Origin of the sequence: Lentzea nigeriaca, assembly GCF_016907955.1 — a bacterium.
Classification (GTDB): domain Bacteria; phylum Actinomycetota; class Actinomycetes; order Mycobacteriales; family Pseudonocardiaceae; genus Lentzea; species Lentzea nigeriaca.
The window spans coordinates 254967-277905 of record NZ_JAFBCX010000004.1 but is presented as its reverse complement, the minus strand read 5'-3'; the positions used below and the strand labels follow the sequence as shown (position 1 = coordinate 277905).

Annotated in this window: 21 protein-coding genes; 14 read left to right on the top strand and 7 right to left on the bottom strand. The window is 69.3% G+C overall.

Annotation, left to right across the window (positions count from 1 at the left end; translation table 11 throughout):
* Window positions 1-173: 173 nt before the first annotated feature.
* Window positions 174-581, bottom strand: coding sequence for a superoxide dismutase, Ni (gene sodN, locus JOD27_RS15690; RefSeq protein WP_204762987.1), 408 nt, complete (start codon window positions 579-581; stop codon window positions 174-176).
* A 94-nt stretch (window positions 582-675) separates the two neighbouring features.
* Between sodN and JOD27_RS15685 the strand changes: the two genes are divergently transcribed.
* Window positions 676-957: a S24 family peptidase gene (locus tag JOD27_RS15685; protein ID WP_307830184.1), complete on the top strand. Its 282-nt coding sequence runs from the start codon at window positions 676-678 to the stop codon at window positions 955-957.
* On the opposite strand, the gene JOD27_RS15680 is transcribed toward JOD27_RS15685, so the two are convergent.
* Window positions 947-1546: a dTDP-4-dehydrorhamnose 3,5-epimerase family protein gene (locus JOD27_RS15680; protein ID WP_204762986.1), complete on the bottom strand. Its 600-nt coding sequence runs from the start codon at window positions 1544-1546 to the stop codon at window positions 947-949. The two genes, JOD27_RS15685 and JOD27_RS15680, sit on opposite strands and share 11 nt — an antisense overlap.
* A 331-nt stretch (window positions 1547-1877) precedes the next feature.
* Here JOD27_RS15680 and JOD27_RS15675 point away from each other — a divergent pair, with 331 nt between their 5' ends.
* Both JOD27_RS15675 and JOD27_RS15670 read left to right on the top strand, forming a co-directional pair.
* Window positions 1878-3074, top strand: a complete 1197-nt coding sequence (locus JOD27_RS15675) for an NAD(P)-dependent malic enzyme (RefSeq protein ID WP_372441699.1) — start codon at window positions 1878-1880, stop codon at window positions 3072-3074.
* A gap of 225 nt (window positions 3075-3299) precedes the next feature.
* A complete protein-coding gene (locus JOD27_RS15670) occupies window positions 3300-6464 on the top strand; it encodes a sensor domain-containing protein (RefSeq protein WP_204762984.1) in 3165 nt (1054 codons plus the stop codon).
* Here JOD27_RS15670 and JOD27_RS15665 read toward each other — a convergent pair.
* On the bottom strand, window positions 6461-8008 hold the full coding sequence (locus tag JOD27_RS15665) for a bis-aminopropyl spermidine synthase family protein (RefSeq protein WP_307830143.1): 1548 nt from the start codon (window positions 8006-8008) through the stop codon (window positions 6461-6463). The two genes, JOD27_RS15670 and JOD27_RS15665, sit on opposite strands and share 4 nt — an antisense overlap.
* 133 nt (window positions 8009-8141) lie before the next feature.
* Between JOD27_RS15665 and JOD27_RS15660 the strand changes: the two genes are divergently transcribed.
* Genes JOD27_RS15660 through JOD27_RS15645 form a run of 4 tightly spaced genes read left to right on the top strand, consistent with a single transcriptional unit; the run spans window position 8142 to window position 11422 of the window.
* Complete coding sequence (locus tag JOD27_RS15660; RefSeq protein ID WP_204762982.1) at window positions 8142-9224, top strand: ABC transporter ATP-binding protein; 1083 nt, start codon at window positions 8142-8144, stop codon at window positions 9222-9224.
* Window positions 9221-9859, top strand: coding sequence for an ABC transporter permease (locus tag JOD27_RS15655; RefSeq protein WP_204762981.1), 639 nt, complete (start codon window positions 9221-9223; stop codon window positions 9857-9859). Before JOD27_RS15660 ends, JOD27_RS15655 begins: the two co-directional genes overlap by 4 nt.
* 4 nt (window positions 9860-9863) lie before the next feature.
* Window positions 9864-10529 carry an ABC transporter permease gene (locus JOD27_RS15650; protein ID WP_204762980.1) on the top strand — a complete coding sequence of 222 codons (666 nt, stop codon included), beginning with the start codon at window positions 9864-9866 and terminating at the stop codon, window positions 10527-10529.
* Entirely contained in the window at window positions 10526-11422 is an 897-nt protein-coding gene (locus JOD27_RS15645; RefSeq protein ID WP_204762979.1) for an ABC transporter substrate-binding protein, read from the top strand. The genes JOD27_RS15650 and JOD27_RS15645 overlap by 4 nt, the downstream gene beginning before the upstream one ends.
* 50 nt (window positions 11423-11472) lie before the next feature.
* Here the strand turns inward: JOD27_RS15645 and JOD27_RS15640 are convergent, their stop codons facing one another.
* Genes JOD27_RS15640 through JOD27_RS15625 form a run of 4 tightly spaced genes read right to left on the bottom strand, consistent with a single transcriptional unit; the run spans window position 11473 to window position 14533 of the window.
* A complete protein-coding gene (locus tag JOD27_RS15640; RefSeq protein ID WP_204762978.1) occupies window positions 11473-12444 on the bottom strand; it encodes a GNAT family N-acetyltransferase in 972 nt (323 codons plus the stop codon).
* A gap of 5 nt (window positions 12445-12449) precedes the next feature.
* Window positions 12450-13280, bottom strand: coding sequence for a haloalkane dehalogenase (locus tag JOD27_RS15635; protein WP_204762977.1), 831 nt, complete (start codon window positions 13278-13280; stop codon window positions 12450-12452).
* Window positions 13281-13291: 11 nt separating this feature from the next.
* Window positions 13292-13714 (bottom strand): MarR family winged helix-turn-helix transcriptional regulator, encoded by a 423-nt coding sequence (locus tag JOD27_RS15630; protein WP_204762976.1) that lies wholly within the window; start codon window positions 13712-13714, stop codon window positions 13292-13294.
* Window positions 13715-13750: 36 nt separating this feature from the next.
* Window positions 13751-14533 (bottom strand): IclR family transcriptional regulator, encoded by a 783-nt coding sequence (locus JOD27_RS15625; protein WP_204762975.1) that lies wholly within the window; start codon window positions 14531-14533, stop codon window positions 13751-13753.
* A 113-nt stretch (window positions 14534-14646) separates the two neighbouring features.
* Here JOD27_RS15625 and JOD27_RS15620 point away from each other — a divergent pair, with 113 nt between their 5' ends.
* The 7 genes from JOD27_RS15620 (at window position 14647) to hutI (ending at window position 22900) form a co-directional block, all read left to right on the top strand.
* The gene (locus JOD27_RS15620) at window positions 14647-15174 is read left to right on the top strand and encodes a SigE family RNA polymerase sigma factor (protein WP_204762974.1); all 528 of its coding nucleotides are present in this window, start codon (window positions 14647-14649) and stop codon (window positions 15172-15174) included.
* Window positions 15171-16115 (top strand): hypothetical protein, encoded by a 945-nt coding sequence (locus JOD27_RS15615; protein ID WP_204762973.1) that lies wholly within the window; start codon window positions 15171-15173, stop codon window positions 16113-16115. The genes JOD27_RS15620 and JOD27_RS15615 overlap by 4 nt, the downstream gene beginning before the upstream one ends.
* 69 nt (window positions 16116-16184) lie before the next feature.
* Window positions 16185-17690 carry a histidine ammonia-lyase gene (gene hutH, locus JOD27_RS15610; RefSeq protein ID WP_204762972.1) on the top strand — a complete coding sequence of 502 codons (1506 nt, stop codon included), beginning with the start codon at window positions 16185-16187 and terminating at the stop codon, window positions 17688-17690.
* A complete protein-coding gene (hutU, locus tag JOD27_RS15605; RefSeq protein ID WP_204762971.1) occupies window positions 17690-19330 on the top strand; it encodes a urocanate hydratase in 1641 nt (546 codons plus the stop codon). Before hutH ends, hutU begins: the two co-directional genes overlap by 1 nt.
* On the top strand, window positions 19330-20499 hold the full coding sequence (locus JOD27_RS15600; RefSeq protein ID WP_204762970.1) for an allantoate amidohydrolase: 1170 nt from the start codon (window positions 19330-19332) through the stop codon (window positions 20497-20499). Before hutU ends, JOD27_RS15600 begins: the two co-directional genes overlap by 1 nt.
* Complete coding sequence (locus JOD27_RS15595; protein ID WP_204762969.1) at window positions 20496-21770, top strand: formimidoylglutamate deiminase; 1275 nt, start codon at window positions 20496-20498, stop codon at window positions 21768-21770. Before JOD27_RS15600 ends, JOD27_RS15595 begins: the two co-directional genes overlap by 4 nt.
* Entirely contained in the window at window positions 21767-22900 is a 1134-nt protein-coding gene (hutI, locus tag JOD27_RS15590) for an imidazolonepropionase (protein ID WP_204762968.1), read from the top strand. The genes JOD27_RS15595 and hutI overlap by 4 nt, the downstream gene beginning before the upstream one ends.
* The last annotated feature ends 39 nt before the right edge of the window (window positions 22901-22939 follow it).

Genomic DNA, 22939 nt, shown 5'->3' with positions numbered 1-22939 from the left:
GCTTGATCTTCTGCCGAGCCGTCTCTTCGGCGGTGCCCACAAGGCTTCCGTAGGCGCGTTGGAGTGGCGTGAGCTTCCGGCTGGGGGCCGCCGAACGACCCTGAGTGACGAAAAACGACGCTGGCCTGCGAAAGAGGTCTTCGCAGGTCAGCGTCGTCAACAAGGCTCTGAACTCAGCCCTGCTTGGTCTCCCAGAAAATCTTGTCGATCTGCGCGATCAGGTCGAGGAGAGCCTGGCTGGAGGCCGGGTCCATCGAGCCCTTCGTGCCCGCCGCGCCCGCGGCCTTGGTGGCGCGGTTGAAGAGGTCGTGCAGCTCGGGGTACTTCTCGAAGTGCGGCGGCTTGAAGTAGTCCGTCCACAGCACCCACAGGTGGTGCTTGACGAGCTCGCTGCGCTGCTCCTTGATCAGGACGGCGCGCTCCCGGAACTCCGGGTCCTCGTTGGCCTGGTACTTCTCCTGGACCGCCTTGATCGACTCGGCCTCGATGCGGGCCTGCGCCGGGTCGTAGACGCCGCAGGGCAGGTCGCAGTGCGCGGTTGCCTCGACGCGCGGGCGGAGAATGCGCGACACGAGTCGCATCGTTCCTCCCAGAATGAAAACAGTGGATGCTCCGACAAGAAGGACCCTACTCCGGCTGACCGAAGGGTGATCGTTGAGACCGCGTCTCTCCACCGTGCTCGTGACAGGGCCGTCGATGGTGCCTGCCCTGCGCCACGAGGACATCGTGCTGGTCAGATGGGGTGCGACACCCAAAAACAACGACGTGGTCCTCGTCCGGTGGGCCAGCCGACCCGGTCAGTTGTCGATCAAGCGTGCCTCCCACCCTGTGGACGGTGGGTGGCACGTCGTGGGAGACAACCCGTTCGCCAGCACCGACTCCGAGCAACTCGGGCCGGCCGAGGTGCTCGGAGTCGTCAAAGCTCGGCTTTGGCCGAGGCCCAGGCTCAGGCTTTGAGGGACGCGTACAGCGCCAGGCAGTCCTCGTAGCGCGGCAGCGTGCCGGCCTCGTAGGCCTCGGCCAGGGTCGGCGCTGCCTTGTCCTTCTCCGAGAGCAGGAATTCGAGCTCGCGCGGCCACGGCAGGTCGAGCGCCGGGTCGAGCGGGGTCAGGCCGTGTTCGCCGGACGGGTTGTAGGCGGTGGAGCAGAGGTAGTTCAGGGTCGTGTCGTCTTCCAGCGCGATCATCGCGTGGCCGAGGCCCTCGGGGAGGTACACGGCGTTGCACTTCTCCTCCGACAGCAGGACGGCGTCCCACTGGCCGAACGTCGGGGAGCCGACGCGGATGTCGATGACCACGTCGATGAGTGAGCCGCGCGGGCAGAAGACGTACTTGGCCTGGGATGGCGGCACGTCCGCGTAGTGGATGCCGCGGATGGTCCCGGCGCGCGAGACGCTGTGGTTCGTCTGGGCGACCTTCAGCGGGTGCCCTACCGCCTCGACGAAGGCGGCTTCCTGGTACGGCGAGACGAACACGCCGCGGTCGTCGGGGAATGTCCTCGGGGTGAACTCGAACGCGCCGTCAATTTTCAGCGAACTCGCCTGCATGCCGTCACTCTAAGGTGTCAATGTTCTTGACCGATCGGGTGCTTCCTGCCTGCATAAACCGACCGGTCGGTGCAGAAAACCGGACGGACGTCTTGCTACATGCCCTCTGACCTGCGGAAAAAGTGTGATCCCCGCCGCAGACAGCAGAGCGTGACCCTGCCACACTTCCCTCACCCGCAGCACTCGGGTGGCTTTCCGACGCAACTCGCCGGAGCGCCTCGACCGAGTTTCCAGGCCCCGTGTACCCGGCGTGACAACGCTGGGCCGGTGCGCCGTTTGGTGATGAGCCCAGATGGGGCTACTACGCCGCCCGCACCGCAGGAGGGACGCCGTGACAGCAGTGAACGAAGCCCGTACCGAGAACTCCGATCCGACGAAGCTGACGGACGAGGAGATCTTCAACGCGCACCTGGGCGGGAAGCTCGAGGTCGGCGCGACCGCCTCGCTCGCTGACCCGAAAGCGCTGTCCATCGCCTACACCCCCGGTGTCGCCCGAGTGAGCAAGGCCATCGCCGCGGACGCGAGCCTCGCCGCGAAGTACACCTGGGCACACCGCCTGGTCGTCGTCGTCAGCGACGGCACCGCTGTGCTCGGCCTCGGTGACATCGGCCCCAGCGCCTCCCTGCCCGTCATGGAGGGCAAGTCCGCGCTGTTCAAGACGTTCGGCGGCCTCGACTCGATCCCGCTCGTGCTCGACACGACGGACGTCGACGAGATCGTCGAGACCCTGGTCCGGCTGCGCCCGTCGTTCGGCGCGGTCAACCTCGAGGACGTCGCCGCGCCGCGTTGCTTCGAGCTGGAGCAGAAGCTGATCGAGGCGCTCGACTGCCCCGTCATGCACGACGACCAGCACGGCACGGCCGTCGTGTCGCTGGCCGCGTTGAACGGCGCGAACACGGTGCTCGGCAAGAAGGTGAATGACCAGCGGGTGGTCATCTCCGGTGCGGGTGCCGCCGGCATCGCGATCGCCAAGATCCTCCTCGCCGCGGGCGTCGGCGAGGTCACGCTGCTCGACTCGCGCGGCATCGTCCGCACCGGGCGCGCCGGCCTGAACCCGATCAAGGAAGAGATCGCGGCGGTCACCAACCAGAGCAACCTCGACGGCGGTATCGACGTGGCTCTGCGCGGCGCGGACGTCTTCATCGGCGTGTCCTCGTCGAAGGTGTCCGAGGAACTGATCGCGAGCATGGCGGACGACTCGATCGTGTTCGCACTGTCCAACCCCGACCCCGAGGTGCACCCGGAGGTCGCCGCCAGGCACGCCGCGATCGTGGCGACCGGCCGCAGCGACTTCCCGAACCAGATCAACAACGTGCTCGCGTTCCCCGGCATTTTCCGCGGGGCGCTCGACGCGGGTGCGCGGCGGATCACCGAGGGCATGAAGCTCGCGGCCGCCGATGCCATTCTTGCCGTCGCCAAAGATGATTTGGGTCCAGATCGAATTGTTCCGTCAGCACTGGACCCGCGCGTCGGACCCGAGGTCGCGGCCGCTGTCGCCGTGGCCGCGAAGGCCGACGGAGTCGCCTGATCCAACCCGAACATTCGCCACCTTTATGCAAGTTGACGGGTACCGGAACCACGAACGTGGCTTTTCGTTAACCCGTCAAGGGGTGGGCGATGACGCTCCGAAGCGCTACCGTCCCTCTCCTCGGGTGTTCACCCGAGGAGAGGGTTCGTGTTTGCCGCCGTTCGGGTGCCGTTGTCGTGCCCACCCGAATTGCCGCGGGCGGCGGATGCGGGAGAGGGTGGGCCGGTGCCCAAGTGGGTAGGACGCGCGACGGTGGTGAACGGCCGTGCACGGACGGCTGCGAAGCCTCCGGTGACGCTGGACGGGCTGACCCTGCCCGACGCGCCGTCGTTGCTGGTCGACATCAAGGGCGTCGTCATGCAGGCGAACCCCGCCGCCGTGGAGCTGGCCGGCGCGCAGGGAGCCGACGACCTCGTCGGGCACGCGCTGGGTGAGCTGCTCCTCGGCAACCAGTCCGACCTGCGGCTGGTGCGTTGCGACGGCAGCGAACTGCCGGTGCGCGTGGCCAGGCACGCCGTCCCGGGGACGGGACTGCAGGCCGTTCTGCTGATCGACGTCTCCGACCTCGCGGCGGCCGCGGACGCGTTACGCGACGAACAGCGCCGCCTGCGCAAGGTGCAGCGGGTCGCGGAGCTCGGCTCGTGGGAGTACGACCCCGAAACCGGTCTGACCGTCTGGTCGGACACGCACTACGAGCTTCTCGGCGTCGAACGCGGCGGTGTCGTGCCCGGGGCCCAGGCCGTTCTGGACGTGGTGCACCCCGACGACTACGACATGGTCGAGTCGTACTGGCAGGGCCGCGAGATCACCGGCGACCCGATCGACATCGAGTACCGGATCGTGCGCCCGGACGGTCAGCTGCGGTGGATCCGCGGTGTCGCCGAGGCGAGGCTGACCGACGAAGGCCGCCTCGACAAGATCACCGGCTACATCCGCGACATCACCGAGTCCAAGCGCGCCGCCACCGAGCTCGCCCAGGAACGCGCGCGGCTGCTCGAAGCCCAGCGCATCGCCCGCATCGGCAGCTGGGCCTACGAGACCGGCACGCGCGCCGTGCACCGCAGCGAAGTGCTGATGGAGATGTACGGCGAGCTGGGTATGACCCCGGACGACGACCTGCTGAGCGGCGTGCACCCGGACGACAAGGAAGCCGTCAAGGAGCTCCGGCACCAGCTGCTGCACGCCCAGGACGACGAGCCGGTCGAGGTCGAGGTTCGCAGCGAGCTGGGCGACCGCGTGTACATCTGCCGCGCCCGCGCCGAGATTTCACCCTCGGGCAGGGTGGAGCGCTACCACGGCACCATCCAGGACGTCACCGAGGCACGCGCGCTGGAACGCCAGATGCGCGACGACCGCCGAAGACTGGCGGACGCGCAGAAAGCCGCCCGCCTCGGGATGTGGGAGTGGAACCCGGCGACCGGCGACGTCGTGTGGTCGGACATGCTGCGCGAGCTCTACAGCATCCCCCCGGACGTCGTGGGTACCTACCAGGCCTATCTCGACCTCGTGCACCCGGAGGACCGGGACTGGGTCGACGACCTGTGGCGCCAGCTCGCCGTCGACGAGATCGCCGTGCAGTGCGAGCACCGCGTCGTCCTGAGCGACGGCTCGAACCGCATCTTCCGCTGCCACGGCATGATCGTCCACGATGACCAGGGCAAGCAGCTCGCCGTCGGCACCGCCCAGGACGTCACCGAGCAGCGCATCGCGGAGGCACGCGTGAAGCGTTCCTCGCAGCGCTTCACCGACCTGGTGTCGGTCACGCCCGTCGGCATCGGCCTGTTCGACGAGGGCGAGCGGCTGGTCGACGCCAACGACGCGTTGTGCGACCTGCTGGGCATGGAGCTGGAGCAGCTGCGCGGCATGACCGCCGAGCAGCTCACCCACCCCGAGGACACCTCGCCCGCGTTGCAGTGGGCGGCCGAGCGCACGCAGAAGATCCCGCAGCGCATCCTCGTCCGTCCCGACGGCGAAAAGGTGTACTGCGAACTGCACATCGCTCTGTCCGTGCAGGACGACGGCCGCCGCTTCTGGCTGATCGTGTTCCTCGACATCACCGAGCGCCGCCGCACCGCGGAGGCCCTGCGCCACCAGGCCACGCACGACGAGCTGACGGGCCTCCCGAACCGCGCGCTGGTGAAGGAGATGCTCGGCAAGCTGCTGGACGGCCCCGGCCGCTCCAAGGTCGCCGTCTTCTTCTGCGACATCGACAACTTCAAGCGCGTCAACGACTCCCTCGGCCACGACGCGGGCGACGAGCTGCTGGTCGCCCTGGCCCGCCGGCTGGAGGGCGGCCTGCCGGACGGCTGCACGGCCGCGCGCCTGTCCGGCGACGAGTACGTGATCATCTGCGAGGACATCGACTCCGTCGGTGGCGTGGATGCTCTGGCCACTCGGGTCGCCTCGTTGCTGAGGACTGCGGTTCCGGTGCACGGACAGCTCGTCCGGGTCTCGGCCTCGATCGGTGCCGCCGTGCCGAACGGGTCACGTGCCAACGGCGCTGACTTGCTTCGTTTCGCCGACGCCGCGATGTTCGAGGCGAAGCGCAGCGGTGCCGGGCGCGTGTCCCTGGCGTCCGCGGCGCTGATCGCGTCCGCGGACCGTCAGGTGCACCTCGAAGGCCAGCTGCGCGACGCCCTGCAGCACGACGGTCTGGCGTTGCACTTCCAGCCGGTCGTCGGCGTGGACGGCGCCGTGCTGACCGCCGAGGCGCTGGTGCGCTGGCCGCACCCCGACCGCGGTCTGCTGCCTCCGGACGTGTTCCTCCCGGTCGCCGAACAGGGCGACCTGATGCGCGAACTCGACCGCTGGGTGCTGCGGACGGCGTTGAAGGAGGCCGCGACCTGGCCCGCGCCCGACGGCCGTCCGGTGTCGGTGGCGGTGAACCTGGCGGGCCTGGTGCCGGGCGATCCGGAGTTCGTCGACATCGTGTCGACCGCGATCCTGGAGTCCGGCGTCCCGTGGGAACGCGTGGTGCTGGAGCTGGTCGAGACCGCGTTCGTCGACCTGCCCTCGCGCGTCCGCCAGTCGATGGACGAGCTGGTGCAGCGCGGCGTGCAGTTCGCCGTCGACGACTTCGGCACCGGCTACTCGTCGCTGGCCCGCCTGAAGGACCTGCCGGCGCAGATCATCAAGGTGGACCGCCGCTTCGTGTCCGGCGTGGGCAACGACTCCTCGGACTTCGCCGTGGCCCGCGCGGTCGTGGACATGGCACGGGCCATGGGCCGCAAGTGCGTGGCCGAGGGTGTGGAGACGGCCACGCAGTTCCACGTTCTGCGCGGTGTCGGGGTGGACGCGTACCAGGGGTGGTTGTTCTCACGTCCGGTGCCGCCGAAGGAGTTCCGCGCGGTGCTGGCACTCGGTCCGCTGCACATCCCGCGCGCCGGCTAGGCGGGCGGCTCCAGGTACCGAGCGCTGCCCTCGGCGGCCTTCAGCACGGCGGCGATCCGGTGCTTCGGCAGGTCGATCAGCCGCAGCTCCAGGTCGTCCTCCAGCACCCCGGCGTTGTCGACGATCTCCCGAGCCTGGTTCTTGGTCAGCAGCCCGGACGACCCGCTGATCAACGCTTCCCGCCACACGTTGCGCAACTTCCCGTGCGCCTTCATGAGAATCTCGCGCACGACCCGCTCGCCGGCCGACAGCGTTCCGGCGAGCACCTGGTCGGCGACGACGATCGTCGTCTTGCTGTCCGGGTTGTTGCGCAGGAACTTGAGTGAGAACCGGGTCCGCACAAGCGATTGCAGCTCCTGCTGCCCCGCGCCCGACGACACCGCGGGGTGGTTGTTCGGCACCAGGCAGGCCAGTCGCGCGGGCGAGGACGCCAGCAGCGTCCGCAGCAGCCACGGACCGGGATCCGCCGACAGGTCGACGGCCAGCGAGGCCGCGCCCTTGCCGACGGGCTCGGCCCACCCGGCCTGACGCGGCTTCGGCGGTGGCGACGACTCGGGTCGCGGCGCCAGTTCGGACAGGGCGGCAAGCGCTTCCCTGGACGGGCCGGAAGACTCCACGGACTGCGCGCCGTGCGTGTAGATCCGCGTGCCACCGGACACCGCACGTCGCCCAGTGGGGCGGCACACATACAAATCGGCGGCGGATCCGATGGCCTGAGCGCCGTCGAACCGGTGGAACGCGGGCAGGATCGCCTCGAACACCAGCCCGAGTTTCTGCAACTCCTGCTGCACCTTCAGCCCCAGCGCGGGCGTACGGTCGGAGAACCCGTAGGCCAGCAACACCCGTCCGTCGGCGACATCGGCCAGCGCCTCGACTGCGCGTCCGGCGAACAACCCCATGCCTTCCGGCGTGTAGGGCGGGTCGCTGAAGACGAGGTCGAACGACTCGAGCACCGAGGTGGGCAGCCCGAAACGCATGTCGCAGTGCAAGGTTCGGATGTTCAGGCCGCGCGCGGAAGCCCTGGAGTCGATGAACTCCAGCAGCCGCTCGTCGAGGTCCACGACCGTGATCGACACGTGCGGGTTGACCGCCGCGACCGCGAGCGACGTCAGGTCGTGGTCGCCGAGGCACAGCAAACGCTTGCCCGCGAGGTCGTAGGTGGAGTCCAGCCACACCGCGCGGTTCAGCGCGGTCTCGGCGGTGGCCTGCACGTGGTCCAACGAGGACAGCGGCGGCGGCACGTCGGCGATGTCGACCAGGATCTGGCGCAACACGTCCGTGTGGTCGCGAACGCCGGAAATGCCGAACTCGGCGCGATAGGCAGCGACGACACCGGGCGCTATGCGGTAACGATCGTCTGAAGATTCCATGTCGTCGCCGAGCGCCTTGAGCAGGTCCTGGACCGTGCGGCGGGGGACCGCGGGCAGGCGCACGAGCTCGGCCAGCGGGTGCCAGTCCTCGCTGAGCAGGGACAACACCTCGCGGAGCTTGCGGGCGTGGATGCCGCGCTCCGCCACCTTCTGGCGAACCTGGTCGATCGTCACAAGCGGTAAACCATACGGCCTGCCACATCCTGGAATGCTGTGCCGGGGTACGCCGAACGAGTTAAGGTCACACAGATCTGCATCCAGGGCGGTCCGAATCGGGGAGACCGTCACGACCGGAGGGATCCGAAGGGTGATCGAGTTCCGGGCCGTCACCAAGCGGTTCGAGGACGGGACCATCGCTGTCGACGAGCTCGACCTCACGGTCGAGGCGGGCACGATCACGGTGTTCGTCGGTCCTTCCGGCTGCGGCAAGACGACGTCGCTGCGCATGGTCAACCGCATGATCGACCCCACGTCGGGCACGATCCTGGTGGACGGCAAGGACGTCCTCACCGTCGACCCGCCGACGCTGCGGCGCGGCATCGGCTACGTGATCCAGCAGGCCGGGCTCTTCCCGCACCGCACGGTGCTGGACAACGTCGCGACCGTGCCGCTGCTGTCCGGTTGGGACAGACGAAAGGCCCGCACCCGTGCGGCCGAGCTGCTGGAGATCGTCGGGCTCGACCCGGCCTTCGGCAAGCGCTACCCGGCGCAGCTCTCCGGTGGGCAGCAGCAACGCGTCGGCGTCGCCCGTGCGCTCGCCGCGGATCCGCCGGTGCTGCTGATGGACGAGCCGTTCAGCGCGGTCGACCCGGTCGTGCGGGAAGGTCTGCAGGACGAACTCCTTCGCCTGCAAGCGGAACTCGACAAGACGATCGTGTTCGTGACGCACGACATCGACGAGGCGTTGAAACTCGGTGAGCGCGTCGCCGTGTTCCAGACCGGCGGGCACCTGGCGCAGTACGCGAAGCCCGCGGAGCTGCTCAGTGCGCCTGCCAACGACTTCGTCGCCTCGTTCGTCGGCAGGGACCGCGGTTACCGCACGCTGACGTTCCTGCACGCCGACGTGCCCGTGCATCCGGTCGACACGGCCAAGCTCGGTCAGCGCGTCGCCGTCACCGACTGGACCCTGGTCGTCGACGACCAGGACCGGCCGAAGGGCTGGCTGTCCGGTGTGGACGGTGAGATCGAGGTCAGCGACCAGGATCTGATCGCCGGGGGGTCGTTGTACGACGGCAGCACGTTGCGCGGTGCGCTCGACGCGGCGCTCAGCTCGCCGTCGGCGCTCGGCGTGACAGTCGACGACAACGGTGCCGTGGTGGGTGTGGTCAGGGCCGACGACGTGATCAAGGCGCTCGCGAAGGCCCGCGCGGCGGGTGAGGTCCCGAAGTGACCTGGATTTTCGAGAACTGGGACAGGTTCTGGGAAGTCACCGGGGTGCACCTCCGGCTCTCCGTCGTGCCGGTGCTGATCGGGTTCGTGCTGTCGATCCCGCTGGGGTGGCTCGCGAGCCGGTCTGCCACGGCGCGCGCGATCCTCTTCCCGCTGGCCAACATCCTGTTCACGATCCCGTCCATCGCGCTGATCGTGATCACCCCGGTGCTGATCGGCGTGAAGATCCTGGACGAGATCAACGTGATCGTGCCGCTGACGATCTACACGATCGCGCTGATGGTCCGCTCGGTCGCCGACGCGCTGTCGGCGGTGCCCGGTCACGTGACCGCGGCGGCGAACGCGATGGGCTTCCGGCCGCTGCGCCGGTTCCTGACCGTCGACTTCCCGCTCGCCCTGCCCGTCACGATCGCGGGACTGCGGGTCGCGACCGTGTCGAACATCAGCATGGTGAGCGTCGGCGCGCTCGTCGGACTCGGCGGTTACGGCCAGCTCTTCACCGAGGGCTACCAGACCGACAACACCGCGAAGGTCTTCGCGGGTCTCATCGGGACGGTCGTGCTGGCGGTGCTCGCCGACGGTCTGCTGTTGCTGCTCGGACGGGTGCTCACGCCGTGGGCGCGGGCGGGGAGGTGAGCTGATGGGCGGCTGGCTCTTCGATCCCGCGCACTGGTCGGGGCCCACCGGAATTCCGGTGCGGTTGCTGGAACATCTCGGCTACACGCTGATGACGCTGCTGATCGCCGCGGTGATCGCGATCCCGCTCGGCGCGTTCGTCGGCCACACCGGCAAGGGCGGGTTCGTGGTCGTCGGACTCTCCAACGCGCTGCGGGCGTTGCCGACGACGGCCGTGCTGATCCTCGTCGTGCTGTGGGCTGGCCTCGGCGACTTTCCGGTGTACGTCGCACTGGTGCTGCTGGCGATCCCGCCGATCATGGCGGGTACCTACGCGGGCATCCGCGCGGTCGACCCGGTGACGGTCGACGCGGCACGGGGCGTCGGCATGCGCGAGTCGGGAGTGCTGCTGAAGGTCGAGATCCCGAACGCGCTTCCGTTGATCTACGGCGGCTTCCGCGGCGCCGCGCTGCAGGTCGTCGCGACCGCCACCATCGCCGCCTACACCGGCGCCGGTGGTCTCGGCAGGCTCGTCTTCGACGGCCTCGCCCTGCAGGAGTTCGGACAGATGCTCGCCGGCGCGGTGCTCGTGGCACTGCTCGCCGTTCTCGTCGACCTGGGGTTCGCCGGCCTGCAACGGCTGACGGTCTCGCCAGGGCTGCGTCCAGTGGGAACCGGAGGAAAGACATGAAGCGCATCGCCACGGCTCTAGCCGCGGTCATGGTTCTGTCGGCGTGCGGCGGTGATCCGCTGACGGGCGGCAACAACAACCCGGCCCCGACGGACACGATCGTCGTCGGCTCCGGCAACTTCCCGGAGTCGACCGTACTCGCCGAGATCTACGCGCAGGCGTTGGCGAGCAAGGGCGTCAAGGTCTCCAAGAAGCTGAACATCGGCAACCGCGAGCTGTACTTCAAGGGCGTGCAGGACGGCTCGATCGACCTCATCCCCGAGTACTCCGGCGTGCTGCTCAAGCACGTCAACAAGGAGGCGACCGAGGTCGCCCCCGACGAGGTGTACGCGGCTCTGAAGAAGGCGTTGCCGCAGGGCCTCACCGTCCTCGACAAGTCAGCCGCCGAGGACAAGGACGCGGTCGTCATCACCAAGCAGACCGCCGCCCAGTACAGCCTGAAGTCGATCGACGACCTCGTGCCGTACTGCAAGGAGTTCGTCTTCGGTGGCCCGCCGGAGTTCCAGAACCGCCCCGACGGCCTGCCTGGCCTGAAGACCAAGTACAACTGCGAGTTCAAGCAGTTCAAGGCGCTCGACGTCGGCGGTCCGCTGACCGTCGCGGGACTGAAGGACAACACGGTCCAGGCGGCCGACCTCTTCACGACGGACTCGGCCATCAAGGCCAACGAGTTCGTGGTGCTCGAAGACCCGAAGAACGTCTTCGCCGCGCAGAACGTGTTGCCGCTCATCAACGAGAAGAAGGCGTCGCAGCAGGTCCGCGACGTCCTCAACGCCATCTCGAAGAAGCTCGACACGAAGGTCCTGCTGGACCTGAACCAGAAGCTCTCGTCGCCGGACAAGCCGGAGCCGGAGAAGGTCGCGAAGGAGTGGCTCGCCTCCTCGGGCATCTGAGCTGACGAACGGGCGGGGCGGCACCGGGAGGTGTCCGCCCCGCTTTCGTTTCACAGCTTCAGATCGGCCACGCGAGCGGACAGGCTGACCGTGGTGAGACGATCGGTGTAGCCGAGTGAGTGGTTGATTCGCCGCATGTGCTCGTTGGTGCTGTTCGTCTCGGTCTCGATGATCTCGATGCCGGTCAGCTGACGGAGCATCTGCGCTTTGATCAACCGGCCGAGGCCTTTGCCGCGATGCGCCGGAACCACGCTGGTGTTCCGTTGGTGGGCAACGGAAGGCCGGGAGAGAGTCCGGTACACCACGGTCACTCCGGCGGCCTCGTCGCCGTGCATCGCGAGGACAACCCACACGTCGACACCTGCGGTGGACAGGTCGTCCTCTTCCTGCCGCACCTGTTCTCGCGTGTACTCCACCAGTTCGATCGTGCTGTCGCCCATTGGCTGATCGTTCGTCGCGTTGAGCGCGTCGACGTAGGCGTCGAGCAGTGCCTCCGGAGCCCGTCCTGTCCACTGCGCCAGGCGGTATCCGGGCGGCACCTCACCCACTTCGGGCAAGGAGTCGGTGAGCACGAGCTCCTGCACGGTCAGCGCGGTGACGACCGTGAAACCGCGGTTGGTGGCCCACCGCTCGCCCTCGCTGCCTCGTGGCACCCACGAGGCTTCCGCGGTGTCCCGATTCGCCAGGCGTAGTGCGTACCGCAGCAGCGTGGTGCCGATGCCCTGGCGTTGCCATCGCGGGTCCACTACGACGGTGCCCGTGACGAGGTGCGTGTTGGCAGTCGTCGGCAGGTATCCGTCCGCGTACCCGATGATGCGTCCGTTCTCCCGCGCGACGGCGAACCGCGGGAGGCCCCAGCCTGCGTCGAGGGTCAGTCTCCGGCGCACCCACCCGCTGAACTCCGGCAGCTCACGTGGCGGCATGGCGCTCGACCACCAGGCCACCTGGAGATCGAACAGAGCACGCTGGTCGGTCTCGGCCGCACTGGGGAAGTCGAGTTCCTCGACATCAATATCCCCCATGCACGCTATGCAACCAGGGAGTGGCGCTCCGCCCAAGCGGCGATCTCGGCGGCGATCTCCTTCGGCCGGTCCTCTTGCGCGTGATGCCCGGCCTCACCGACGGCAACGACGTCCAGCGCGGCGATGTTCTGCGCGCACCACGCCTGCAGTTCCGGGCCGATGAGCAACGTCGGCGAGTTCGAGAAGGTCATCAGCAGCTTCGGCACCTCAGACAAGCCGAGCCACGCGTCGTAGGCCTCGATGCGCGGGATCAGCTCGGCCGGCTCGCCGTCGAACGGCATCTGCTGTGCCCACGCGAGCACCGGTCGCCTGCTCTCGGCGTCCGGGAACGGCGCCAGGTGAGCCGCCATGTCCTGCTCCGACACCGGCGTCAGCACGCCACCTGTGAACGCCTGGCGCACGAACCCGTTGTCCTCCAGCGTTTCAGTGGCGCGGAACCTGCGGACACGTTCCTGTGCGGGCAACGGCAGTTCGGAACCGTTCATCGGCTTCACGATCGTCTCGAAGAACGCGATACCCGCGACGCGTGAGGGATGCCGGGCGGCCCAGTCGAACGCCAGGGCGCCGCCCCAGTCGTGGCCCACCAGCACCACGCGGTCCAGGTCGAGGGCGTCGAACCACGCGTCGAGGTAGCGGGCGTGGTCGGCGAACGAGTAGGCGATGTCCGGCTTGCCGGAGCGGCCCATGCCGATCAGGTCCGGCGCCAGGCCGCCTAACTCGGGCAGCACCTTGCGCCAGCTGTGGGACGAGCCGGGGTTGCCGTGCAGGAACACGAACGGCGCGCCGCCGGACTCCACGTAGTGCATGGTCGAGTCGAGGACGGGAACAACAGGCATGACAGAGGTCCTTAGTCGAGGGGAACGGCGAGCAGTGCGGTGAGCTCGCGCGAGAAGGCGGCGGTGCGCTCGCCGAGGGGCTCCAGCAGGCGGTCCAGCAGCGAGCTGACCAGAGCCACGGCGGGTTCGACCGTCGACCGTCCGCGCGCGGTCAGCTCCAACCGGACGGTCCGGGTGTCGACGGCATCGCGCGTGCGCGAGATCAACCCCGACGCTTCGAGCGCGCGCGCCAGCTTCGAGACGTACAGCGCTTCGAGGCCCGTGTGGTCGGCCAGTTCGCGTTGCGACGGCCGATCGAGGGCGAGCAACGACGCCAGCACGACGTACTGCGCGTGCGTCAGCCCGAGGGGGTCCAACGCGCGGTCAACGGCCGTCCGCCACTTCATCGCCAGGCGCCACACGAGGTGCCCAGGAGTGGGTTCTGCACTGCTCATGGCAGATACAGTACATGGCTACTATGTACATGGCTACTAAGTGGCGACGTGCCCGCCGATACGGGCGGTCAGCTCCTCCGCGGCCTTGCGGACCTCTTTGGCGAGCTCTGGCCACGTCTGGCCGCACGGTGTGTCGCACACGTGCCGGAACGTCAGCGTGATGGCCGCGATCGGCCGCTCGCCGTGGTCGAACACCGGCGCTGCCACGGACGCGAAGCCCACCGTCACGAAGCCGTCCTCCACCGCCCAGCCTTGACGGCGTTCCATGGTCAGCAAACGGCGCAACGCCGGGAGGTTGTGCGGGCCCCGTCCGGTCCGGTCGACGAACGACGCCACGGACGGGAACAACGCCCTGACCTGGGCCGGAGGCACATGCGCCAGCATCGCGCGGCCGGAGGCGGTCAGATGCGCGGGAAGGCGCACGCCGACGTCGGACACGATCGTCTGCGGCTGTCGCGGCTGTTCGCGCACGAGGTACAACGCCTCCGCGCCGTGCAGGACACCCAGATGGGCGACCTTCTCCATCCGGTCGGCGAGCTTGCGCAGCAGCGGGCGGGCCAGCCGTTCCAGCGGGTCGTGCCGGAGATACGCGGACCCGAGTTCGAACGACGCGACGCCCAGGCCGTACCGCTTCTCCTCGGGAAAGTGCGTCGCGAAACCCGCCTCGGTCAGCTCCGACAGCAGGTGATAGGTCGTTGACCTGGGCAGATTCAGCTCGCGTGCCACCGACGCCGCGGAGACCGGACCCGGTCTGCCTGCCAGCAGCCGGAGGACCGCGAGCCCTCGCCGGAGCGCGGGAACGTCACTGCTGCTGCCCACAACCGTGATTTTCCCACGTGATGCAGCCCACGCCGTTCCTCCATCAGTGCACACTCAACAGGACAGGCCGCAGGTGCGTTGGAGTGGCGTGACGGTTTTGAAGGGGGTCGGGATTGACACCGAGTTTCGATGACTTCGTAGCAGAACAGGTGACCCCGTTGCTGCGCTACGCCACCGTGCTCACGTGTGACCCGCACCTGGCCCAGGACGTGGTCCAGGAAGTGCTGCTGCGCGCGCAGCAGAAGTGGGATCGCATCGGTTCCGTCGACCTCCCTCACGCCTACGTCAAGCGCATGGTGACCAACGAGTACCTCTCGTGGCGCCGGCGCAGGGCCGCCAAGGACGTCGCCCTCTGCATGACGACCCTGGAGTCCGTCACCCCGCCCGTCGGAGACACGACACACCACTACGACGAGCGTGAAGCCATGTTGCAGCGGATCGCCAAGCTGCCCCGCAAACAGCGGGCGGCGATCGTGCTCCGCTACTACGAGAACTACGAGGACTCGGAGATCGCACAGATGCTCGGTTGTGCCGAGGGGACCGTGCGCAGCCACATCTCACGTGCGCTGGCCACACTCCGGATGGACCACACGCCGGAGCCCGCAGGTGTCGGGTTGCGGCTCGGGGAGGGCCTGTCGTGAACGACACCGAACAGCTCGTCAAGGACGCGCTCGGCAAACTGGCCGAGCGGACGCCGCATCCGGGGCCGACGCTGAACGCCCTGCGGCGCAAGCGCAAAAGGCACCGCAACGTCTTCATGATCGCCGCCGCCGGAATGGCGGCCGTCGCCGTGCTGATCTTCGCGGGCGTCATCGCGAGCGACCGGTACTCGCCGCCGAGCGGTAACGACGCCGCCGCGGCGCTGATGCCGAACAACGGCCAGAGCATCGCGCTGAGGTACGCGCCGCATTGGCTGCCGGACGGGTTCGTCGAGAACTTCCGTGGCACGCATGAGCAGGTCTCTCGCGCGTGGGTGCCGAAGGGCGCCAAGGGCTATCCGTTCGACGACGGCGGTCCGGCCGTGATCATCGGCACCAGCGCGGAGATGCCGGACACGAACGGGTGGGACTCGGTCACCGTCCGCGGCCTGAAGGCGTGGGCGCGAACGGGGGCGGGCCAGTCGCGCGACGCGACCGCACACGTTGTGTGGAAGGCGCAGGACATCCTGAACGTCGAGGTGCGCGGAGTGCCTGACGCGCGGACCGTCGCGCTGCGCGTCGCCGAGTCCGTGCGCGCGGACCCGAAGCTCACGCACCAGCCCGCGTTCAAGCTCGACGGCAGGTTCGCCGACCACATGTGGGGCACCAAGCCCGGCGAGTGGGAGTCGATGACGAACTGGAGGAACCAGGTCAGCGTGCACGTCTCGCCCGTGGCGCCCGCCCTGGCCGGTGAGAGCTACCCGATCAGGGTGCGCGGCAAGGACGGCTTCCGCACCGGCAACACGGTGTCGGTCCTCGACGGCGGGGCCTGGATCTGGGCGAGCGCGGAGTCCTACAGCGACCTCGTGCTGGAGGCCGTGAACAAGGTCGAGCTCGTGCCCTCTCCCGACACGAGCTGGATCGGCAGCGGCCTGCGGAGCTAGTCTCGTATCCCAGACACGATCGAGCGCTCCGGGGTCGCTGAGTCGGCCCCGGAGCGCTGTGATGTCTGCATGAGACAACCGGTGGAGCTGGGTCCGAAGCCTCTGACCCTCGAGGACGTGCACGCCGTCGCTCGCGACGGTGCCCCGGTGGAGATCACCGCGGCCGCCCGTGAGGCGGTCACCACCGCCCGCGGCCACATCGAACAGCTCGCCACGGCCGAACGCCCCACCTACGGCGTCTCGACCGGGTTCGGCGCGCTCGCCGTCCGGCACATCCCGCCGGACCGCCGTGCCCAGCTGCAGCGGTCGCTGATCCGCTCGCACGCCGCCGGTTCCGGTCCCGAGGTCGAGCGGGAGGTCGTGCGCGCGCTGATGCTGCTGCGGCTGCGCACTCTCGCGACCGGCCACACCGGCGTCCGTCTGTCCACTGTGGACGCGATGGCGGGCATGCTGAACGCCGGCATCACGCCGGTGGTGCACGAGTTCGGCTCGCTGGGCTGCTCCGGCGACCTCGCGCCGCTGTCGGCCAGCGCGCTCGCGTTGATGGGCGAGGGCATGGTCCGCAACGCGTCCGGAGAGCTCGTCACCGCGGCGGAAGCGCTGGCGGAAGCCGGTATCGAGCCCGTGCGGCTGGCCGAGAAGGAAGGCCTCGCGCTGATCAACGGCACCGACGGCATGCTCGGCATGCTGGCGCTCGCGATCGCCGACTTCACCAGGTTGCTCGACATCGCGGATCTCACCGCCGCGATGAGCGTCGAGGCGCTGCTCGGCACCGACCGTGTTTTCTCCCCCGAGCTGCACGCGCTGCGCCCGCACCCCGGCCAGGGCGTGTCGGCCGCTCGGATGCTCGCGTTCCTGCGCGACTCCGAGATCGTCGCCTCGCACCGCGGCCCCGACTGCACCCGCGTGCAGGACGCGTACTCGCTGCGCTGCTCCCCGCAGGTGCACGGAGCGGCCCGCGACACCGTGGCGTACGCGGCGACGGTGGCCGACCGCGAGCTGTCGTCCGTGATCGACAACCCGGTGGTGCTCGCGGACGGCCGGGTCGAGTCGAACGGCAACTTCCACGGTGCCCCGGTCGCCTACGCGCTGGACTTCCTCGCGATCCCGCTCGCGGACGTGGCCTCCATCGCCGAACGCCGCACCGACCGCATGCTCGACGTCTCGCGCTCGCACGGCCTGCCGCCGTTCCTCGCCGACGACCCCGGTGTCGACTCCGGCCACATGATCGCCCAGTACACCCAGGCGGCGATCGTGTCCGAGCTCAAGCGCCTGGCCGTGCCGGCGTCCGTCGACTCGATTCCCTCCTCCGCGATGCAGGAGGACCACGTGTCGATGGGCTGGTCCGCCGCCCGCAAGCTCCGCAAGGCCATCGACGGGCTCACCACCGTGCTGGCCATCGAACTGCTCACCGCCGCGCGTGCTCTCGACCTGCGCGCGCCCCTCAAGCCCGCCCCCGCGACGGCCGCCGCCGTGGCGAAGTTGCGCGAGACGGTCGCCGGTCCCGGTCCCGACCGCCACCTCGCACCCGAGATCGCTGCCGCCGAGGCCCTGATTCGAAGTGGAGCTCTGTGATGACCGTTCGTGCTGATCGAGGTACGTCGCTGACCGCCAAGCAGTGGTCGACCGAGGCCGCGCTGCGGATGTTCCACAACAACCTCGACCCCGACGTCGCCGAGCGCCCGGAGGACCTGGTCGTCTACGGCGGCACCGGCAAGGCCGCGCGCGACTGGCCGTCGTTCGACGCGATCTCCCGCGAGCTGGCCAACCTCGAAGCCGACGAGACGCTGCTCGTGCAGTCCGGCCGCCCGGTCGGTGTCATGCGCACGCACGAGTGGGCGCCGCGCGTGCTCATCGCGAACTCGAACCTGGTGCCGGACTGGGCGAATTGGCCGGAGTTCCGCCGCCTGGAGGCCGAGGGCCTCACGATGTACGGGCAGATGACCGCCGGTTCGTGGATCTACATCGGCACGCAGGGCATCCTGCAGGGCACCTACGAGACGTTCGCCGCGGTGGCGAACAAGCGCTTCAACGGCACGCTTCGCGGAACCCTCACGGTCACCGCGGGCCTCGGCGGCATGGGTGGCGCCCAGCCGCTCGCCGTGACGATGAACGAGGGCGTCGCGCTGTGCATCGAGGTCGACCCGCATCGCGCGCAGCGTCGCCTGGAGACCCGCTACCTGGACGAGATCGCTTCGGACCTGGACAGCGCCATCGAGCGCTGCCTGGCCGCGAAGGCCGCCGGTGAGGCCGTTTCCGTCGGTGTCGTGGGCAACGCGGCCGAGATCCTGCCCGAACTGCTGCGCCGCGAGGTCGCGGTCGACATCGTGACGGACCAGACGTCGGCGCACGACCCGTTGGCGTACCTGCCGATCGGTGTCGCGCTGGAGGACTGGGCCTCGTACGCCGCCGCGAAGCCGGAGGAGTTCACCGACCGGGCGCGGAAGTCGATGGCCGCGCACGTCGAGGCGATGGTCGGGTTCATGGACCGCGGCGCGGAGGTGTTCGACTACGGCAACTCGATCCGCGGCGAGGCGCAGCTCGGCGGCTACGACCGGGCGTTCGCGTTCCCCGGTTTCGTGCCCGCGTACATCCGGCCGCTGTTCTGCGAGGGCAAGGGCCCGTTCCGCTGGGCGGCGCTGTCCGGTGACCCGGCCGACATCGCCAAGACCGATGCCGCGATTCTGGAGCTCTTCCCGGAGAACGAGCAGCTCGCCCGGTGGATCAAGATGGCAGGCGAGCGCGTCGAGTTCCAGGGCCTGCCCGCGCGCATCTGCTGGCTCGGCTACGGCGAGCGGCACCTCGCGGGCCTGAAGTTCAACGAGATGGTGGCGTCCGGCGAGCTGTCCGCGCCGATCGTGATCGGCCGCGACCACCTCGACTGCGGCTCGGTGGCCTCCCCGTACCGGGAGACCGAGTCGATGGCCGACGGTTCCGACGCGATCGCCGACTGGCCGCTGCTCAACGCGCTGGTCAACACGGCTTCGGGTGCGACGTGGGTGTCGATCCACCACGGTGGTGGTGTGGGCATCGGACGGTCGATCCACGCCGGTCAGGTGACGGTGGCCGACGGGACCGAGCTGGCCGCGCAGAAGATCGAGCGCGTGCTGACGAACGACCCCGGCATGGGCGTCATCCGGCACGTGGACGCCGGGTACGACGAGGCCAAGGCCGTGGCTTCCGCCAAGGGCGTGCGCATTCCGATGGAGGGCTGATGCTCGACCAGATCGCGGATGTCGGACGGGACCTCAAGCGCGGCGGTTACTCCCGCCACGCCTACGCCAAGCCGGAACTCGAGCTCCGGCACTGGTTCGTCGAGCAGGCCGTCACACGCGGCCTGAACGTCGAGACCGACCAGAACGGCAACCTCTGGGCCTGGTGGGGCGAGCGCGGCGACGACGCGCTCGTCACCGGCAGCCACCTGGACTCCGTTCCCGGTGGCGGCGCCTTCGACGGCCCGCTCGGCGTCACGAGCGCCCTGGAGGCCGTGGATCTGCTGCAGGCCAAGGGGTTCACGCCGCGCAGGCCGTTCGCCATCGCGGTCTTCGCCGAAGAGGAGGGTGGCCGGTTCGGTGTCGCGTGCCTGGGCTCCCGCCTCCTCACCGGCGCGATCTCCGCGGAGAAGGCGTTGGCGCTCAAGGATCCCGACGGCATCACGCTCGCCGAGGCGATGAAGGCCGCGGGCTACGACCCGGACCTGGTCGGCAAGGACGACCGCACCCTGGGCCGCATCGGCCAGTTCGTCGAGCTCCACGTCGAGCAGGGCCGCGGCCTGACGGTCCCGGTCGGTGTCGCGTCCAGCATCCTCGCGCACGGCCGGTGGCGCTTCACGTTCAGCGGCGAGGGCAACCACGCCGGCGCCACACTCATCGAGGACCGCAGGGACCCGATGCTCCCGGCGTCCCAACTCGTCCTGGCCGCGCGCAGGGCGGCCAGGGACGGCGGACGTGCCACCGTGGGAAGGCTCGTCCCCAACCCCGGCGGCACCAACGTCATCGCGTCCACTGTGGACGTGTGGCTCGACGCTCGTGACACCGACGACACGCGCACCCGTGCGATGGTCGCGGAGATCTCCGAGGCGGCCCACCAGGCCGCCAAGGAGGAAGGTTGCGAGCTGAAGATCACCGAGGAGTCGTACGGCGACACGGTGTACTTCGACGCCGCATTGCGCGACGACATCGCGGGAGCGCTCGGCGGCGTTCCGGCGTTGCCGACCGGCGCGGGTCACGACGCGGGCATCCTCGCCGCGCACGTGCCGACCGCGATGCTGTTCGTGCGCAACCCCACCGGCGTGAGCCACGCGCCGGAGGAGTTCGCCGAGCAAGCCGACGTCGACGAGGGCGTCAAGGCGCTGGCCGCGACGCTCGAACACCTCGGCTCATGAACTACTGGTGCGAGCGGGCCTGGTTGCCCGGCGGGCTCGCCGAACGCGTGCTGATCAGGGTCGAGGACGGCAAGATCGCGAGCGTGTCCACAGTGGACACGATTCCGCTGGGCGTGCGGCGGCTGTACGGCGTTGTCGTGCCAGGTTTCGCCAACGCGCACTCGCACGCCTTCCACCGTGCGCTGCGAGGCCGTACGCACGACGGTGGCGGCACGTTCTGGACGTGGCGTGAAGGCATGTACGCGCTCGCGTCCAAGCTGACCCCGCGGTCGTACTACCGCCTGGCCCGCGCGGTGTACGGGGAGATGGCGCTCGCCGGTGTGTCGACTGTCGGCGAGTTCCACTACGTCCACGACAGGTCGAACGAGTTCGGGTACGCGCTGCGCGAGGCTGCGAAGGACGCGGGCATCAGGCTGACCCTGCTCGACACCTGCTACCTCGCGGGCGGCATCGACCAGCCGCTGAACGAGGTGCAGCAACGCTTCTCCGACGGCACCGCAGAAGCCTGGGCGAGCAGGGTTGCCGACCTCGAGTCCGACGACGTGATGCGGGTCGGTGCCGCGATCCACTCCGTCCGTGCCGTCCCGCGTGACGAGCTTCCCGTTGTGGCGCAGGCCTTCCCGGACGCACCGCTGCACGTCCACCTCTCCGAGCAGCCTGCCGAGAACGAGGCCTGCCTCGCCGCCTACGGTCTTACCCCGACCGGGTTGCTGAACGAAGCCGGTGCCCTGTCTCCCCGCACCACGGCTGTGCACGCCACGCATCTGACGCCGGAGGACATCGCACTGCTCGGCGAGTCCGGCACGGGTGCGTGCTTCTGCCCGACCACAGAGGCCGACCTGGCCGACGGCATCGGCCCGGCGCGCGAGCTCGCCGACGCGCGGAGCCCCATCTCGTTGGGTAGCGACCAGCACGCGGTCATCGACCCGTTGCTGGAAACCCGTGCGCTGGAGCACAACGAACGCCTCCGCACCGGCCAGCGTGGGCGCTTCTCGCCGGCCGAACTGCTCGCAGCCGCCACCCGGCACTCCGCGCTCGGCTGGGACGCGGGACGCATCGAACCAGGTGCGCCCTGCGACCTCGTGGCGATCAGCTGCTCGACGCCGCGCACAGCGGGTTCGTTGCCGCAGCAGGTGTTCCTGTCGGCGACGGCGTCCGATGTGGACACCGTGGTCGTCGGGGGCCGGGTGGTCGCCTCCGGTGGTGTGCACGAGACTCTGGGTGACGTCGGCAGGCTGCTGGCGGACGCGATCGAGGAGCTGTGGGCATGAGCGTGCTGATCACCGGCATCGGTGAGCTGACCACCAACAGCGAGGCAGGCGGCGACGCGCTGATCGTCGACGGCGAGCGGATCGCCTGGGTGGGGCCGTCCGCGAGTGCCCCGGCCGCCGACGAGCGCGTCGACGTCGAAGGCCGCGCGGTGCTGCCGGGCTGGGTCGACAGCCACACGCACCTGGTCTTCGCGGGCGACCGCACCGCCGAGTTCGGCGCGCGCATGGCCGGAAAGCCTTACACCGCAGGTGGTATCGCCGTCACCGTGAACGCGACCCGGCAGGCCACCGACGCCGAACTGGCGGAGGTCGTCCGCAAGCACGTCGCCGAGGCGTTGAAGCAGGGCACGACGTTCGTGGAGACCAAGACCGGCTACGGCCTGAACGTGCCGGACGAGGTGCGCTCGGCACGCATCGCCGCCGAGCACGTCGAGGAGGTCACGTTCCTCGGCGCCCACCTCGTCCCGCCGGGCGAGGACGCCGACACGTACGTCGACCTGGTCCGCGGCGAGATGCTCGACGCCGTCGCACCGCTCGTGCGCTGGGCGGACGTGTTCTGCGAGAAGGGTGCTTTCGACTACGACCAGTCGAAGGCGGTGCTCGTCGCCGCCAAGGAGAAGGGCCTCGGCCTGCGCGTGCACGGCAACCAGCTCGGCGAGGGCCCCGGCGTGCGGCTGGCGGTGGAGCTCGGCGCCGCGTCCGTCGACCACTGCACCTACCTGTCGCAGCAGGACGTCGACGCGCTGGCGTCGTCGGACACGGTCGCCACGCTGCTCCCGGCGTGCGACCTCTCGACCCGCCAGTCGTTGCCGCCTGCCCGCGCTCTCCTCGACGCCGGCGCCACCGTCGCGCTGGCCAGCAACTGCAACCCCGGCTCGTCCTACACCTCCTCGATGGCGTTCTGCGTGACGACGGCGGTCCTGCAGATGCGGATGAGCGTGGAGGAAGCCGTGTGGGCGGCAACAGCCGGTGGCGCACAGGCGTTGCATCGCGACGATGTCGGCGTCATCAAGCCTGGTGCGCGCGCTGACCTCCACGTGCTGGACGCGCCGTCGATCACGCATCTGGCGTACCGGCCGGGAGTCCCGTTGACGCACTCAGTGTGGCGAAGGGGTAGGCGAGTCGTCTGAGACCGGCGTCTCATAACCCTCCGTGTGGGCCCACTGAGA

Excerpts from the sequence above, each read along its gene's own strand:
- sodN (WP_204762987.1), bottom strand. The coding sequence starts at position 581 with ATGCGACTCGTGTCGCGCATTCTCCGCCCGCGCGTCGAGGCAACCGCG.
- JOD27_RS15680 (WP_204762986.1), bottom strand. The coding sequence starts at position 1,546 with ATGCAGGCGAGTTCGCTGAAAATTGACGGCGCGTTCGAGTTCACCCCG.
- JOD27_RS15650 (WP_204762980.1), top strand. The coding sequence starts at position 9,864 with ATGGGCGGCTGGCTCTTCGATCCCGCGCACTGGTCGGGGCCCACCGGA.
- JOD27_RS15645 (WP_204762979.1), top strand. The coding sequence starts at position 10,526 with ATGAAGCGCATCGCCACGGCTCTAGCCGCGGTCATGGTTCTGTCGGCG.
- JOD27_RS15640 (WP_204762978.1), bottom strand. The coding sequence starts at position 12,444 with ATGGGGGATATTGATGTCGAGGAACTCGACTTCCCCAGTGCGGCCGAG.
- JOD27_RS15635 (WP_204762977.1), bottom strand. The coding sequence starts at position 13,280 with ATGCCTGTTGTTCCCGTCCTCGACTCGACCATGCACTACGTGGAGTCC.
- JOD27_RS15630 (WP_204762976.1), bottom strand. The coding sequence starts at position 13,714 with ATGAGCAGTGCAGAACCCACTCCTGGGCACCTCGTGTGGCGCCTGGCG.
- hutH (WP_204762972.1), top strand. The coding sequence starts at position 16,185 with ATGAGACAACCGGTGGAGCTGGGTCCGAAGCCTCTGACCCTCGAGGAC.
- hutU (WP_204762971.1), top strand. The coding sequence starts at position 17,690 with ATGACCGTTCGTGCTGATCGAGGTACGTCGCTGACCGCCAAGCAGTGG.
- JOD27_RS15600 (WP_204762970.1), top strand. The coding sequence starts at position 19,330 with ATGCTCGACCAGATCGCGGATGTCGGACGGGACCTCAAGCGCGGCGGT.
- JOD27_RS15595 (WP_204762969.1), top strand. The coding sequence starts at position 20,496 with ATGAACTACTGGTGCGAGCGGGCCTGGTTGCCCGGCGGGCTCGCCGAA.
- hutI (WP_204762968.1), top strand. The coding sequence starts at position 21,767 with ATGAGCGTGCTGATCACCGGCATCGGTGAGCTGACCACCAACAGCGAG.